The following is a 16,091-nucleotide window of genomic DNA, read 5'->3' on the forward strand; positions in this document are numbered from 1 at the left end:
AACATGGTGCTAGCTTGAGTGCCTAAGCGTTGCTTTTCGGATATCATCGCGGAGCATATTTACTAATCTGTGAGCAGCAAGGTATAGAAAATCAAAGTTTAGGTACTTAGATAGTGTCATCAACCTTTAAGTTTTATTGTCAAAAGCAGAAGCATTTGCATAGATATCGAACCGAACTGTTTTGCCTGCGATACTGCTAGTCGGTGGCAACAGGGCAGGCAAATGCTGCGGCCATTTAACGACTACTCGTTTAAGAGCCTTGGTTTTGGCTAACGCTAAAAGCGCTAATGCATCTTCATCAGTACCAATTAGCTGTTGCAAGGCTTGCATGTCTTTCTTGACCAGTGCCGCTTTTTGCCGTTGTGGATGCATGGGATCCATATAAATAACTTCTGGGTAGGCATTCAAAGGCAAATCTTGTAAATAATGAAGCGCATCACAGTGTTTTACTTTCAGTTTCAAGCGCTCTTTGGAATGCTCATCACGGCGCATCAAAGCATCAGCAAGTAAGACAGCCATTATCGGCTGACGCTCTATCATAAGCACTTCCGCACCGAAACTGGCGAGTACAGCAGCGTCTCTCCCCCACCCAGCCGTTACGTCAATAATTCGCGTCCCTGGACCCGGTTTGCAAGCACGTACCAATCCCTGTTTTTTCCCCGCATCACGGCGTTTTTGCCAGGTCGAGGTGGTAAAATCCGCATACAAGGGTGAAAAAGCAGGAATTTTAAGAACCAATCTCTCGCTGGTCACTAACAATTGTCTGGCAGCTTGATTATTTATCTCGAGTCCCAATTGTACAGCAAGCTGTTCTGCTTCCTCCTCCAGCGCTTCATTTTCGTAGCCAATTGCCAACTGATCATTCATGGTGCTAGTAACTGCTCGACACATTGCGCAAGCGAATTAAAAACAGGGACATGGGAATAGGCTTGTAAAGCAATTCTATCGGTCATTGGTGAAAAAACCAGTAGTGGTTTTGCGCCTACAGCTTCTGCGGCCTGAATATCAGATACTCTGTCTCCAATAAAGGGCGTATCAATCAAAGTACACTCTAATTTTCTTGCTAATGCATAGAGCATCCCTGGATTTGGTTTGCGACAAAAACAACCTTGATCGGGCATGTGGATACAATACTCTATTGCTTCAATTTCTCCTCCTGCAGCACGTACATGTTGCAAGAGTTTTTCATGAATAGCAGCAAGGGCTTCCTCATTATAATAACCACGGGAAACACCCGATTGATTCGTAGCAACACCAATACGATACCCGGCCCTGGTTAAAGCGGCGATCGCCTCAACACTACCAGGTAAAAAGATAAACTCATCAACTGATTTAATATAGTGAAGAGAGTCCTGGTTAATTACGCCATCTCTGTCTAACAGAACTACTTTCGAAAGATGTCTATTCATAAGTCAATTTGTAAGAGAGAAATATCTGCAACGCCTTGTAACAGTGTTTGCAAACGAGCCAATAAACTCAACCGATTCATTTTAACGTCTTTATTATCAACCATCACCATGACATGTTCAAAAAAAGCGTCTACTGGTTCGCGTAAATTGGCAAGCTGGGTAAGAATAGGCCCATAATCACCTGATGCGTAAAGAGGCTGCACCATATTTTCCATTGCATGTAAATGCGTATAAAGTGCCTTTTCAGCGCCTTCTTCCAACAACGCTTCATCAATAGCTGAAAAGCCACTTTGCTCCGCTTGCTGTAACAAATTATTTACGCGTTTACAGGCTGCTGATAAAACAACTGCTTCCGGTTGTCTAGTAAAGACTGCCAGCGCTTTAATCCGTTTATCAAAGTCATACAACCAATCCTCTTGACGGGCACGAACCGCGTGGACCAGATCAATACCCAAATTGTGGCTCTGATAATAAGACTGCATCCGTTCCAATATAAATGGCTGCAGTTCTGCCAAAGAGACCTTTGCTTCTGCCGGCAAGGTATCGGCATACATTGTCACTGTTTTTTCTATTAACTCAGACAAACAAAGTTTTACTGGCGTTGCAAGCAACAACCGTACAACTGCGAGCGCGTGACGACGTAACTTAAATGGATCCTTAACACCAGAAGGTTTTTGACCAATAGCAAAAATACCTACCAAAGTATCCAATCGCTCAACCAGGGATAAGGCCAGTCCTAAATCGGTTTTAGGTAATTGATCCGCTGCAAACCGAGGCATATATTGCTCATTCAAGGCAATTGCCACGCCCTCTGTTTCCTTGTCATGATGAGCATAATAATACCCCATCAAACCTTGTAACTCAGGAAATTCCCCGACCATCCCAGTCAAGAGATCACATTTACTCAATTCTGCTGCCCGCTGGGCTTCCTTCTCATTTAATCGAAGTGGCGAAGCCAAATAAGTCATTAAACCTTGCATACGCTTGGCTTTATCATACAAACTACCTAAACGTGCCTGAAAAACAACTTTCTTAGTGGCCTCAATATGATCGCTCAACGCCAGCTCTTTATCCTTGCGAAAGAAGAAAGCGGCATCACTTAACCTGGCACGCATGACTTTCTCATTACCATTGATAACCTGCTTCGGGTTGGTACTGCGAATGTTACTAACTGTAATGAAATTTGCCAGCAATTTTCCACTGCTATTTTGTAAAGCAAAACATTTTTGGTGTGACTGCATGGACGCAATCAACGCTTCTGCAGGTACCTCCAGAAAATCCTGATCAAAGCTGGCACTCAATGCTTGCGGCCATTCAACAATTGAAGTGACTTCATCAAGCAACTCATCTGGCATGATTGCTTGCGCACCCTGTTCTTTGGCAAGTTGTTCTACTTGTTTAACAATCAATGCCCGACGCTTACTAAAATCAGCAATCACAAACGCCTCTTGTAATAATGCTTCATAGTCTTGTGGTTTTTTTATTTCTATTGCTTGCGGGTGATGAAAACGGTGGCCATAGCTATGACATCCAGTCTTTACCCCTAAAATATCACAAGCTATTACTTCATTTCCGAACAGCATAACCGCCCAGTGGACTGGCCGCGCAAATTCAGCATCACCATTGCCCCAACGCATGGGTTTAGCAACGGGTAAGGTTGCTAATACCTGGTTAATCATCGTGGGCAATAATTCACTTGTTTTTGCCCCCTTAACAGTAGATTCATGAACCAGCCATTCACCTTTATCCGTTTTAATGGCGACTAAATCACGTACATCGACACCACAAGATTTAGCAAAACCTAATAAGGCTGCTGTAGGTTTACCCTCTGTATCATAAGCAGCGGCCAGAGCAGGACCACGTCGAGATATAATTTGGCTAGGCTGTTCATCTTGCAGGCCAGACACAAGAAAAGCCAAACGTCTTGGTGTTGCGAAAGACTTTATCCCAGCGTGATTAATCTTTGCCTTATCCAACATAGCTAAAAAATTATTTGCCAAAGCATCAGCTAAAGGCCAAACAGCCGCAGAGGGAAGCTCTTCACAACCTAATTCAAATAAAAAGTCATTTGCCATCACACACCTTTTGCATAGGGAATCCTAGCGCCTCGCGCGCCTCATAATAAGCTTGTGCCACTGATCGGGATAAATGGCGTACTCGTAAAATATAGCGCTGCCTTTCCGTTACAGAAATCGCTCGTCGTGCATCTAACAAGTTAAAGGCATGGGACGCTTTAATGACCATTTCATACGCCGGTAAAGGCAGATTCAAAGCAACCAGCTTTTCTGCCTCCCCTTCGTAGTAATCAAACTGTTTAAACAAAGCATCCACATTGGCGTGTTCGAAATTGTAAGCTGACATTTCAACTTCGTTTTGATGAAACACATCACCATAGGTGACTACACCCTGTGCTGTTTCACACCAAGGCAAATCGAACATATTATCCACGCCTAACACGTACATAGCCAATCGCTCAAGGCCATAAGTCAATTCACCTGTAATTGGTTTACATACTAAACCACCCACTTGTTGAAAATAGGTGAACTGCGATACCTCCATACCATTTTGCCAAACTTCCCAGCCTAGTCCCCAGGCCCCCAACGTAGGTGATTCCCAATTATCTTCGACAAAGCGAAGATCATCTGCCAACGGATCAACACCCAAGGCACGTAGAGAGTTCAAGTACTTTTCTTGTATATCGAGGGGAGATGGTTTCAAAATTACCTGAAACTGATAATAATGCTGGCCCCGGTTAGGGTTTTCCCCGTAGCGCCCATCAGTTGGTCGTCGCGAAGGTTGCACATAGGCTACTGACCATGGTTCAGGGCCTATCGCTCGTAAAAAAGTAGCCGGGTGAAAAGTCCCAGCCCCTACTTCCATATCCAAAGGTTGTAATAATACACAGCCTTCTGCAGCCCAAAATTGCTGCAGGGCTAATATAATATCCTGGAAAGTACTGGGTTTTGTCATGTTTGTCTCAAAATAACGAGTAAAGCTCTTTATGAATGGCAAGATACTATCATTCTTTCCGCTCACACCAGAAGGAATAAGTAGACTTCTCTCGAAACTTGCTGCATTGAAGGCAGAAAAAGAAAACACGGAGCTCGGAACCCTGGTATACAGGATTCGAGCGCCACATCGAATGCAGTCGTATTTCGAAAGATAATCCAAGGACTAAGCCTATTACCTATCCCATTATAACAGGCTTAGTCAGTATCTGCTTTAGTGGCAGTTCTCTTGCTAATTATCCTTAACGCAATGACTCTGTTTTACTAACCAGAGCATTCAACCGGTTTATTGATTGGAAGCTGCTTTCTTAATCAATTCTTGCAAGGCTTCTTCCCCGGCAGCACCTGGAATAAATGATGGCACACTGCCTTCTTTAAATTTACCGGCTGGCGTAGCAGCAACAATAAACGCAGGTGTACCCATCAAACGCAATTTTTCTGCAAGCTCACGATTAGCATTTAAAGCATCAGTCACTGCTTTGCTGTTCATATCTGTTTTAAGTTTTGCCATATTCAGACCGAGTGATTTTGCAGTACTCAATATCAGTTGTTCATTCAAACGCTTTTCTTGCTTGAGTAACGCATCATGCATCGCTTGATATTTTCCTTGCATGCCAGCTGCCAACGCTGCTCTGGATGCTAATTCGGAACTTTTACCGAAAATAGGAAACTCTTTATAAACAATACGGAGATTATTGTCTTTCTTGACTAAATCACTAAGTACAGATGCCATTTTCTTGCAATGAATGCATTGGTAATCAAAAAATTCAACCAGGGTTACGTTACCTTTGGGATTGCCGGCAACAGCCATACTATCATTAAACAATTGACTGGCATTATCTTTAATCGCTGCCTGTGCTTGCTGTTGCATGGTTTGCTGCTGCTTTTGCTGCAACGCTTGTGAAGCTTCTATTAACACCTCAGGATTATTCACTAAATAATCATGGACTACTTTTTCAATCGCTTTTTTTTGCGCGTCAGTCATAGTATCAGTATCGGCAGCCATTACTACCGGCGAGTTCATTGCTGTGATCAATGCGCCCGCTGCTAATAAACTTGTAAATTTCACACCTTTCCCCTTATTGATGATTAGATTGTCAGACCTACGTAGGCTGAATTTCGAAAATCGAACTCAGATTCGTTAGGACTATCCTTTATTTTGACAACAGAAACGTAGCACCAGCTTACGCTAAATTCAATAGACTTTTTTCGAAACTGGGTTGTAGCAGCCTATTGCTTCATCATTGCCCCTGGATCTTGTATAAGTACGATGCATTTTATGGATAACGTTCAAACAGAAACCTGTTTTATATCGAATCCACGTTACTTAAAAGGGCATGCAATCCTCAAGTATGGTCAAATTGGCATACGCTAAAACCAGCCATTTGCTGCCTTCCTCTGCAAATTTTATTTGCACCCGTGTTTGAGCACCACTACCCTCAACAGCAAGCACTACTCCCTGGCCAAATTTAGCATGGGTTACACTTTGACCAAGCTTTAAGCCTGCTTCTTTAGCAACCGCAGAAGCTAAGTTTTTGGGCGATACTGGTATTTGCATACGTGATTTGACACGTACTTCATCCACCAATCCTTCTGGTAATTCCCGTAAAAAACGTGAGGGTCGATGGTACTCTTCCCTCCCATATTGACGGCGAACTTCGGCATATGACAGGACTAATTTCTCCATCGCTCGGGTCATACCCACATAACACAAACGACGCTCCTCTTCTAAACGGCCAGGCTCCTCTACAGACTGTCTACCGGGGAAAACCCCTTCTTCCATACCAACCAAGAAAACTAATGGGAATTCCAACCCTTTAGCGGCATGCAAGGTCATCAGATGCACATACCGTTCATGCTCCTCAGCCTGCATCTCGCCTGCTTCCAAAGAAGCATGGGCCAGGAAGGCAACCAATAAAGGCAATTCTTCCTCAGCATCTTGTTCATAACGAAACTGTTTGGCTGCATTGATCAATTCTTGCAAGTTATCCAAACGCGATTCTGATTTATCACCCTTTATTTTTGCAAAGTGCGCATACAAACCACTAAGTTCAATGACAACCTCGATTTGCCCATCTAACTCCATAGAGAGAGTATCGGTCTGCAGTTTTTCAATGAGTGCCATAAAATTAGCTAAAGCGGAAGCAGCTCGTTGCGGCAAAAGCTCTTTTTGTAAGAGAAGCTTGGCCGAGCGCCATAACGAAATCTGTTCTGTTTTCGCTTGCTGACGCAACTCTTCCAGCGTTTTTTCGCCGATACCGCGGGTAGGAAAATTCACAATGCGTTCAAATGCTGTATCATCATCACAATTAGCCAGGAGACGCAGGTAAGCCAGTGTATCTTTTACCTCTGCCCGCTCAAAAAACCGTACACCACCATGAATACGATAAGCAATACCGGCACGCAGTAACGCTTCTTCTATAACACGCGATTGAGCATTGGAACGATACAAAACTGCAATTTCATGGGCACCCCGCCCCTGATTAATTTCCATGGCAATGCGTTCACTAACAAAACGCGCTTCTTCCAATTCATTGAAAGCACTATAGACAACAATCTTTTCGCCAGCAGCACCAGCAGTCCACAAACGTTTACCCATGCGTGAATTATTGTTGGTAATCAAGGCATTGGCAGCATCGAGAATGGTCGCTGTTGAACGATAATTTTGTTCCAGTTTAATAATTTGGGTGCCTTTAAAATCATGCGAAAACTGCTCAATATTTTCTACCTTGGCACCACGCCAACCGTAGATAGATTGATCATCATCACCTACGGCCATTACCGCCGTATGTTCACCTGCTAGTAAGCGAATCCAAGCGTACTGTATTGTATTAGAATCTTGAAATTCATCCACCAAAATAGCCTGGAACCGTTGGCGGTAATGAGCCAAGAGATCAGCGTTATCGCGCAATAATTCATGGGTACGTAACAATAACTCAGCAAAATCAATCACTCCGGCAGTCTGACATGCTTGTTCATAAGCCTTGTAAATCTGGATTAGCGTGCGAGTTGGACCATAAGGCAGTGCATTAATATGCTGCGGCCTTAACCCTTCATCTTTTTTACTATTAATAAACGCTTGGGCTTGTTTTACCGGCCACTGCTCATCATCGAGATTCAAAGCAGCAATCACCCGCTTAATAATGCGCGCCTGATCTTCACTATCCAGAATGTGAAATTGTTCAGGTAATTTAGCTGCCTGGTAGTGCCGACGCAGTAAACGATGGCATAAGCCATGAAAAGTACCGACCCAAAGTCCCAACAAGGGTGTTTTAAGCATGGCGTTTAGTCGTGCCTTCATCTCACCGGCTGCTTTATTGGTAAAAGTTACCGCCAGAATCGCATGCGGAGATAATTGCTCTTGCTCAATAAGCCAGGCAATACGACTAACCAGGACCTGTGTTTTACCACTCCCTGCACCAGCCAAAACAAGGATATTGCCTAAAGGCGCCGTCACCGCTTCACGCTGTTTCTCATTTAATCCATCAAGCAGTGCTTTCATTAATCCCCTCTTGTAGACGCATTAGATTTCAAAAAAAGTATTATCTTAAATTTAGCAGTCAAAGACAAAGTTTTGCTATGCTAATTTTATCCGGTTCACAGGGTCAGGAATTATAAAAAACGCCGAGGTCGAGGAAAAATTTGATGTTAACCAGGGAGTTTAGCCTGACTAAATGACCGAATTAAAATCAAATTTTAACGAAGAGATCGGATTTTTTCGTAAGTCCTGAGAGTATCTTTTCAATATCCCTGTGCAAGTATAAGATGATATTAAAAATTAGCGAGCCTATTATGCATACTCTCTATCCTCCCATTAAGCCTTACAAATGCAGCGAATTGCCGGTTAGTGAACCCCATGTACTTTATGTGGAAGAAACCGGTAACCCAAATGGTTTACCAGTGCTCGTGCTACATCCGGGTCCAGGGGCCGAGGGAGCCAATCATCTACGTCGTTTTTTTGATCCCCAAATTTATCGCATCGTCTTATTTGATCAGCGTGGTTGCGGACGCTCAACGCCCCATGCTGAACTTAAGAATAATAACACGCAAAATTTGCTTGATGACATCGATACCATTCGCGATTACTTAAACATAACACGCTTTGTATTATTTGGTGGGGGTTGGGGTTCACTGCTGGCTTTGCTCTATGCTCAATTATATCCGCAGCAGGTACACGCCTTGCTATTACATCATGTTTTTTTAGGCCGACAACGGGATATAGATTGGTTTTACCGTCAAGGTGCAAATCTAATCTATCCGGATTATTGGCAAGAATTCATTAGCCTTGTACCCTTGGAAGAGCAAAATCACCTTACTCATTATTATGCCAGATGCCTGCAAGGCGACAATGAAGTCGCTCGTATGGCTGCTGCCAAACACTGGGCATTATGGCAAGCACGCTGCAGTAGTTTACAACCGCATGCGAACGTTATTGAACACTATAGCGAACCCCATTTTGCTCTGGCACTTGCCACCCTGGAATCGTATTTCATTAATAATCACTTTTTTATTGAAGAAAATCAGGTTCTGGCTAATGTGCATAAAATTAGACACCTGCCTACTTATCTTATTCACGGTCGTTACGATATGATATGTCCATTGGCAGGGGCTTGGGAATTACATCAAGCCCTGCCTGCTTCAAATTTAAGAATAGTGAGAGAAGCAGGCCATTCGGATCAAGAAACAGGGATTATTGATGCTCTAATTGCCGCCGGCAAAGAAATTTCTCGTCAAGGTTTGGATGTATGTTAGTTGTAGTACAACGGGTTAGTGAAGCAAAAGTCGTTATTAATGACCAGATTATGGGCGAGACTGCTCAAGGCTTATTGATTCTTTGTGGTTTTGAACAGGCTGATGAAGAATCTACCCTGCTTCGTATGCTGGAAAAATGTCTTAATTATCGCATTTTTAGTGATGAGCAAGGCAAAATGAATTTAAGCCTTAAGGAGATAGGAGGTGGTTTATTATTAGTACCTCAATTTACCTTAGTAGCAGACACAAAGAAAGGATTACGCCCCAGCTTTTCTAAAGCAGCAACACCAGAAACAGGACGATTACTATTTAATCAACTCCTGCATTTTGCTTTTAAAATGCATCCGAAGGTAGCCAGTGGTCAGTTTGGTGCTGATATGCAAGTTCATCTTTGTAACGATGGTCCAGTCACTTTTTTACTGCAATTTTAGGGTCTGTTGGCAGGTCTACTATCATGGCCGAAAAGCATTGATTTACGAGCATCGCAACGCAGTTTATAGGGTAGTCAATGAACAGCGAACGTAGCAAATCAATGCTTTTCCACTCCGTCAATAAACTCTAAAATTAACATCAAGATGCGAGTATTCCTTTGATTTGTCTGCCAGGAATCGTTTTCAAGACACAGAAAGTGTTGTAACATCAACTCTCGCAATCAAAAATTAAAATAATCATGCGCTTAATTGGTATCTTCGCGACCTTGATCAGCTCGTTCATTTTATCTGCCTGTGTACACAAAGGTCCAAATCCTGACGATCCTTACGAGCCGCTTAACCGCGAAATACACAAATTTAATATGGCGTTTGATGCAACCTTTTTAAAACCCCCAGCAAAATTTTATAAAGCCGTTGTACCTCCACTGGTGCGACTGGGCATCAATAATGCCTACAATAATGTGGCAATGCTTCCGACCGTCGCGAATGATGTACTCCAAGCTGACTGGCGCTATACGGTCAAGGATAGCTGGCGCTTTTTGATCAACTCGACCATCGGCGTGGTGGGTATTTTTGATGTAGCGGATAAACGCTTTGGTTTGCCGCCTCACTATAATGATTTAGGGTTAACTTTTGCCAAATGGGGCGATAAAAAGTCCCCCTACATTGTGATTCCTTTCCTGGGGCCCAGTACCATCCGTGATGGCATGGGTATGGTCTTCGATTATACGGTGTTTACTCCCTATCCCTATCTTTTTAGTGATGGGATTATCTATGCATTAGCTGGACTGAGGTATGTCGATCTACGCTCGCAATTCCTTGAGAATGAGCGTTTAATGGACCAAGCCCTGGATAAATATGCCTTTATCCGTGATGCCTATTTGCAGCACCGTCATTTCCGCATCACCGGTGAACAAGATAATGGTTCTCTCTATGTTGATGAGAATGAGGAAGGCGGGGAAGATTATATTGATGACGAAGAAGAGCCAACGCCGGCTGCATCTAAACCAGAATCTAAAAAGCAATAGCCATGCTGCACATAGCACTCTACCAGCCTGAAATTCCACCCAATACAGGTAACATCATTCGTCTGTGCGCTAACAGCGGCGCACAGCTTCATCTCATTCATCCATTAGGATTTGAGTTGGATGACAAGCGCATGCGACGTGCTGGTTTGGATTATCACGAATGGGCCAATATAATCCACTATCCTGACGAGCAATGCTTTATAGAAAAAAATCACCAGCGTCGTATCTTCGCTTGTACAACTAAAAGTGAAAAAAATTATACTACAGTCGACTATCAAGATGAGGATCTTTTACTTTTTGGACCTGAAACAAGGGGCTTACCGGCCGATTTAAGGGAGCGCTACACTGCCATCCGCATTCCAATGTGTGCGAACAGCCGAAGTTTAAATTTATCTAATTCTGTGGCTATTATTCTTTTTGAAGCTTGGCGCCAATTACAGTTTGAAGGTAGCGTTTAAGCTAGAGGAGGAAACCTCTCCTCTAATAAGCTGGCAACCTAAGAAGAAACTAAAGTAGCCAGGCAACGCATATAATCCCCCGCAATATCTAACCCGGTTTCCGCTTCTATTTCTTTAATACAGGTAGGGCTTGTAACATTAATTTCGGTTAAATAATCACCTATCACATCGATTCCAACAAAATATAATCCCTTGGCTTTCAGTGTTGGCGCAATTTGCTGGCAAAGCCAACGATCCCGGTCTGTAATCGCTACAACCTTACCGTGAGCGCCCGCAGCAAGATTGCCACGTAACTCCCCTTTCGCAGGAATACGTGCCAGTGCATATGGCACAGGTTCACCATTAATCAGTATGATGCGCTTATCACCCGCGGTAATAATTTCCGGAATGTATTGCTGTGCCATCACGCTAATCTGTTGCCCCTTAGTCAACACCTCCAGTATCACCGATAAATTATGAGCTTTCTCATTAACATGAAAAACTGAACTCCCTCCCATCCCTTCAAGGGGTTTAAAAATAACATTGCGATGCTCATGCCAGAAAGCACGTAAGCGATCCATATCCCGGCTAACTAAGGTAGGCGGACAGCATTGCGGAAAATTGAGGGTAAAAAATTTTTCATTGGCGTCACGTAAACTTTGCGGTTTATTGGCTACCAAAACCCCTTCCTGCTCCGCTAAATCGAGCGCATAGGTTGCATAAATGTATTCCATATTAAAGGGCGGATCTTTACGCATCAGGATAATGTCAAACTCGGCTAAAGCACACTCACCCCAAAAAGTGCTTTCTGCCCAATTCGTACTGGTTTCATCTCCGACTTTAATGGTAGACATTTGTCCATAGGCACGCCCACCCTGACAATACAAATCGGCAAGAGTAAAATAAGCACAAGACCAACCCAGGGCTTGTGCACTTTTAAGCATAGCAATGGTTGAATCTTTATACGGCTTTAATTTGTGCAAAGGATCCATCAGCACAGCAAGTTTCATGTCTACTCCCCTCCGACCGCTGCAATTTCCCTTGCTGCAGCAAGAGCAGCAAGACGCGCTATAACGCCGTATGCGTAAAAACGGTTAGGGCAATCGACTACCGCCAAATCATTACGTGGCATATTACAAGCTTGGGCAAACGCCAAAGGTTCAAAATGCATACCGGGTGCATTCAGATTTTCATTCGTTCCTCTCCCTTGATGGACACGATAAAAACCGCCTACTACAAATTGGCCAATCATATAAACAACAGGTTCTGCTACTGCGCCATCCGGCATGGTTTCAAAAGTGTATACGCCTTCCTGAATCATTACACGGTCTACTTTTCGACTCCCTTTACTGACAGCCATACGGGTACGTTGCTTGCGATTCAGCTGGCGTAATTCCTCCGCATCATGCACCATCATCACACTCATTCCATAGGTACCATTATCTGCCTTGACGACGAGGAAAGGCTTTTCTGAAATTTCATAAGTGGCGTACTTATCTTTGATTAAAGCGAGCAATTTATCAGCTTGTTCAGCTAAATCATCCACCCCTTCCTGAGCCATGAAATCAACACCATCCACCGCAGAAAAATAGGGATTAATAAACCAGGAATCAATATTTACTAATTGCGCAAACTCCGTAGCGACCTGATCAAAAAAATGGAAATGACTGGATTTTAGTCTTGAGGACCAGCCCAATTTTGCAGTTGGTCTTATCGCTTGCTTTATGCCTTGTAAAATTTCCGGTATTCCTGAGGATAAGTCATTATTTAACAATAGCATGCAAGGATTAAAATCAGCTAATTCAACTCGATCGCCACGTCGGTGTATGGGTTCAATGAGCAAGCTTATACCCTCATCAGTACGCATTTCGGTAGGGGATGTTAATTCTGGATCCAAACTGCCTATACGTACTATAAAACCTGCTTTCATAAAAATATCACGCAAGACAGCGAGACTCTGTAAATAAAAGCGATTACGGGTGTGGCTCTCCGGTAGCAACAAAATTTTTTTACAAGTAGGCAGGTAGTCATCCAAGACTGATTGGGCAGCCTGGACACACAAGGGCAGAAAATCACGATTCAGGTTATTAAAACCCGCAGGAAATAAATTGGTATCTACTGGTGCCAATTTAAACCCTGCATGGCGCAAATCCACTGAAGAAGTTAGTGGCGGCGGTGTTTCCCGCCATTTTTGCCGGAACCATGTTTCGATTGTCGCCACCTGATTCAAGATAACTTTTTCTACATGATGTAAAGGGCCGTAATGGGCTGTAGTCAAATGAGGTACAGGAACATCCTCAGCTTGCATGCTCTCTCCCGTGATAAATTATCAAAAGATGGTAACCCAGGTTAAAGACTGAATCAAAGGATGAAAACTATTCTTAATCCAGCAGACCAATCTAAACACCCAGATATCACTCTGATTTTATCCGCGATATAGTTATAATTATTCTTTTCTATAAGTGCCAGGGCTGTTTGAGGGACGTATCCGATGTATTGACACCGTTTTTCCTCATTCCAATGATCCGCTTATGGTTGATGGTTTTCTAATTCTCAACAGGATTTTTAATGAATGAGTATGAAGCGTGAGTAACTCTAAAACTTTAGTGGCAATCCTTCTGTTAATAATACTGGGTTTTATCTGGGGCTCAGGTTATAGCTTGGCTAAATATGCAATGACTCACGGTGTGCCGCCCTTAGGTTATGCATTTTGGCAAGCATTGGGGCCAGCCCTGTTATTATTACTGACCAGTTTTATCACCCAAAATAACGCGTTACTCCAACCCGGAAATTGGCCCTTTTTCCTTGTATGCGGTTTGGTAGGTATTGCGATACCCAATACCAATATGTACTTCATCGCGCCTCATATTCCAGCAGGCTTACTGGCAGTTTTGGTGAACACAGTGCCCCTATTGGTTTATCCCCTGGCTTTGGCGGCTGGCCAGGAACGTTTTGATGTATGGCGCATCCTTGCCCTTCTATTAGGTATGACAGGTATTTTGCTTATCATTGCTCCAGACAATGGGCATTTATTCTCAAGCTGGACTTTACTTGCTTTAATTAGCCCACTGTGTTTTGCACTTTGTTCGATTTATATTGCCGCCTATCAACCCGAAAAATTAAACGCCTTACAAGCTGCCAGCGGCATGTTACTCGCCGCATCGCTGTTGTTGACCCCCATGGTCATCCAACAACAGGCATTTTATCCTCTCAGCATGCCTTTCACGACAGCCAAACAAGTCGTTCTGTTAGAAATCATACTATCCAGCCTCGGTTATATACTTTTTTTCCAACTCGTTCGCCTGGCTGGCCCTGTTTTCTATAGTTTGACAGGCGGCATGGTTGCCTTAACGGGGTTATTCTGGGGGTTTGTTGTGTTTAATGAAACACCAAACTACTTACAAAGCCTGGCTATCTTTTGCGTCATCAGCGCTCTTTTTCTGATATCATGGCGACAATCAAGACAAACGCACGGAGCTTCTGTAAATGTTAACTGAAATCATGCAGCAATATGAAAACCAGATTCAAACCATGCATTATCTTCTCATGCTAATCACTGCCATCCTGCACGTTCTCTTTGCCGGAGCAGTAGCACGTGATGCAGGTCATTTATACAAGCTGGGACAACGCCCTGCTTTGGTATCTGCAGCAACCTGGGCTTTCGCTACGCTGATTGGCGGTGTTATTACAGCCGCTATATACTGGTTTATCCATCATTCAACGCTCACCCGACCAGCCCTAAGAGAGACACCATGACTGACGCCACTGTTACTATCATTGATGTTCATGAATTAAAAAAACGCCAAGCGCTTGAGCCGCATTTATGTTTAATTGATGTTCGCGAACCGGATGAATGGGAGGAAGCCCGGATTCCTGGCGCTCTACATATTCCTAAGGATACTCTGCCTGCCTGTATCGAGACCGAAGTTCCTGAGCGACATAAAGCGATTTACCTTTATTGCAAAGGCGGTGTGAGATCCCTGTACGCCGGACAATCCCTGATAGCCATGGGATATCGGGAAGTTTATTCCATAGATGGCGGTATTATTGAGTGGGCGATGTCTGGCTATCCCGTAGAGGTGTAAATAGTAAAACAAACACCCTGCGTTTTGCAGGGTGCTGAATTGGCTATTGATATTGAGTTGATACAAGCTGTTCTGTCTGTTCCTTGTATTCTTCCGTGGCCTTGACTTCATCCCGTTTCTCAGATTCTGCGGTAGGGGCTGGTGATGACCATAACCTCAATCCCCAAGACGTACTGGCGCCCGATTTTTTACGTAACTCTTCGGCTTTACGTAACTCTTCAGCTTTACGTAACTCTTCAGCTTTACGTAACTCTTCAGCTTTACGTAACTCTTCAGCCTGCTTTTTTAGCACATTTCGGTTTATGATACGGTGCTCTGCTTCAGCACTAACCTTAGTACACACTTGAAGATAATCATCAATCTTTAATTCTTCAATCTTTGAAAACTCATGTCCATCTTTAAAGCCACTGAGAGAATCCCCATCAACATACACATGGGAGGTAATAAAATTTTTTGCCTTACCAATTAACAAACGGTAGTCTTCATAATCGAGCGGATTGTCCGGTTTTAAACCTATATTAACAAACAAGCAACGGAAGTAAGTACTCCCCTGATAAGATTTACTTCTCTCAGAAGGCTTCGTTGCTTTCAAATCCTTTGCAATGGTATCGAAAATATTTTCACCATAGCTTTCAGCGATAATCGCTAACTCAAGCAGCATTAACCCTGTCATAATCCGTGCTTTTTCGGGTTGCGTTTTCCCTGAAGAATGTAATAGCAATTTTGACTGATCGATAAATTGCACCTGATGGCGTCGTGGTTGTCTTAGCTTGTCTACAGATTCAGCACGATGCTCCCCCCTAAGAGTAGCTCTAGTATCCGTGAAGCCATCCTCGTTCCTGGTACTGTCCTCCCTGGTAGTACCATCCATAATGTGTTGATATTCTCTTACCTTAAAAACCATTGTTGTTTCTCCTTAAAATCCATGAATGGTTAAGTGA

At 43.4% G+C, this 16,091-nt stretch carries 16 protein-coding genes; 7 read left to right on the plus strand and 9 right to left on the minus strand.

Annotated elements, in window-relative coordinates:
- Positions 1–126: 126 nt before the first annotated feature.
- The 6 genes from DYC89_RS11030 to uvrD form a co-directional block, all read right to left on the minus strand.
- Positions 127–867 (minus strand): class I SAM-dependent methyltransferase, encoded by a 741-nt coding sequence (locus DYC89_RS11030; protein WP_115221832.1) that lies wholly within the window; start codon positions 865–867, stop codon positions 127–129.
- Positions 864–1,409: a D-glycero-beta-D-manno-heptose 1,7-bisphosphate 7-phosphatase gene (gene gmhB / locus DYC89_RS11035; protein ID WP_115221833.1), complete on the minus strand. Its 546-nt coding sequence runs from the start codon at positions 1,407–1,409 to the stop codon at positions 864–866. The genes DYC89_RS11030 and gmhB overlap by 4 nt, the downstream gene beginning before the upstream one ends.
- Entirely contained in the window at positions 1,406–3,484 is a 2,079-nt protein-coding gene (gene glyS, locus DYC89_RS11040; protein ID WP_115221834.1) for a glycine--tRNA ligase subunit beta, read from the minus strand. The genes gmhB and glyS overlap by 4 nt, the downstream gene beginning before the upstream one ends.
- Positions 3,474–4,379 (minus strand): glycine--tRNA ligase subunit alpha, encoded by a 906-nt coding sequence (gene glyQ / locus DYC89_RS11045; protein WP_115221835.1) that lies wholly within the window; start codon positions 4,377–4,379, stop codon positions 3,474–3,476. Before glyQ ends, glyS begins: the two co-directional genes overlap by 11 nt.
- 324 nt (positions 4,380–4,703) lie before the next feature.
- Positions 4,704–5,486, minus strand: coding sequence for a DsbA family protein (locus tag DYC89_RS11050; protein ID WP_115221836.1), 783 nt, complete (start codon positions 5,484–5,486; stop codon positions 4,704–4,706).
- A gap of 258 nt (positions 5,487–5,744) precedes the next feature.
- Positions 5,745–7,919 carry a DNA helicase II gene (uvrD, locus tag DYC89_RS11055; protein ID WP_115221837.1) on the minus strand — a complete coding sequence of 725 codons (2,175 nt, stop codon included), beginning with the start codon at positions 7,917–7,919 and terminating at the stop codon, positions 5,745–5,747.
- Positions 7,920–8,209: 290 nt separating this feature from the next.
- Here uvrD and pip point away from each other — a divergent pair, with 290 nt between their 5' ends.
- The 4 genes from pip (at position 8,210) to trmL (ending at position 11,086) form a co-directional block, all read left to right on the plus strand.
- Entirely contained in the window at positions 8,210–9,169 is a 960-nt protein-coding gene (gene pip / locus DYC89_RS11060) for a prolyl aminopeptidase (RefSeq protein WP_115221838.1), read from the plus strand.
- A complete protein-coding gene (gene dtd, locus DYC89_RS11065; protein ID WP_115221839.1) occupies positions 9,163–9,600 on the plus strand; it encodes a D-aminoacyl-tRNA deacylase in 438 nt (145 codons plus the stop codon). Before pip ends, dtd begins: the two co-directional genes overlap by 7 nt.
- Before the next feature lie 239 nt (positions 9,601–9,839).
- Complete coding sequence (locus DYC89_RS11070; protein WP_115221840.1) at positions 9,840–10,628, plus strand: MlaA family lipoprotein; 789 nt, start codon at positions 9,840–9,842, stop codon at positions 10,626–10,628.
- A 2-nt stretch (positions 10,629–10,630) separates the two neighbouring features.
- The gene (trmL, locus tag DYC89_RS11075) at positions 10,631–11,086 is read left to right on the plus strand and encodes a tRNA (uridine(34)/cytosine(34)/5-carboxymethylaminomethyluridine(34)-2'-O)-methyltransferase TrmL (RefSeq protein WP_115221841.1); all 456 of its coding nucleotides are present in this window, start codon (positions 10,631–10,633) and stop codon (positions 11,084–11,086) included.
- A gap of 38 nt (positions 11,087–11,124) precedes the next feature.
- Here the strand turns inward: trmL and gshB are convergent, their stop codons facing one another.
- Positions 11,125–12,075: a glutathione synthase gene (gene gshB, locus DYC89_RS11080; RefSeq protein WP_115221842.1), complete on the minus strand. Its 951-nt coding sequence runs from the start codon at positions 12,073–12,075 to the stop codon at positions 11,125–11,127.
- A 2-nt stretch (positions 12,076–12,077) separates the two neighbouring features.
- Positions 12,078–13,373 (minus strand): glutamate--cysteine ligase, encoded by a 1,296-nt coding sequence (gene gshA / locus DYC89_RS11085; RefSeq protein WP_115221843.1) that lies wholly within the window; start codon positions 13,371–13,373, stop codon positions 12,078–12,080.
- Between the two features lie 277 nt (positions 13,374–13,650).
- Between gshA and DYC89_RS11090 the strand changes: the two genes are divergently transcribed.
- Genes DYC89_RS11090 through DYC89_RS11100 form a run of 3 tightly spaced genes read left to right on the plus strand, consistent with a single transcriptional unit; the run spans position 13,651 to position 15,150 of the window.
- On the plus strand, positions 13,651–14,562 hold the full coding sequence (locus tag DYC89_RS11090) for a DMT family transporter (RefSeq protein ID WP_115221844.1): 912 nt from the start codon (positions 13,651–13,653) through the stop codon (positions 14,560–14,562).
- Entirely contained in the window at positions 14,552–14,821 is a 270-nt protein-coding gene (locus DYC89_RS11095) for a hypothetical protein (RefSeq protein ID WP_115221845.1), read from the plus strand. Before DYC89_RS11090 ends, DYC89_RS11095 begins: the two co-directional genes overlap by 11 nt.
- Complete coding sequence (locus DYC89_RS11100) at positions 14,818–15,150, plus strand: rhodanese-like domain-containing protein (RefSeq protein ID WP_115221846.1); 333 nt, start codon at positions 14,818–14,820, stop codon at positions 15,148–15,150. The genes DYC89_RS11095 and DYC89_RS11100 overlap by 4 nt, the downstream gene beginning before the upstream one ends.
- 43 nt (positions 15,151–15,193) lie before the next feature.
- On the opposite strand, the gene DYC89_RS11105 is transcribed toward DYC89_RS11100, so the two are convergent.
- Positions 15,194–16,054, minus strand: a complete 861-nt coding sequence (locus tag DYC89_RS11105) for a hypothetical protein (RefSeq protein WP_115221847.1) — start codon at positions 16,052–16,054, stop codon at positions 15,194–15,196.
- Positions 16,055–16,091 lie beyond the last annotated feature (37 nt).

Source organism: Legionella donaldsonii, assembly GCF_900452385.1.
GTDB classification, from domain to species: domain Bacteria; phylum Pseudomonadota; class Gammaproteobacteria; order Legionellales; family Legionellaceae; genus Tatlockia; species Tatlockia donaldsonii.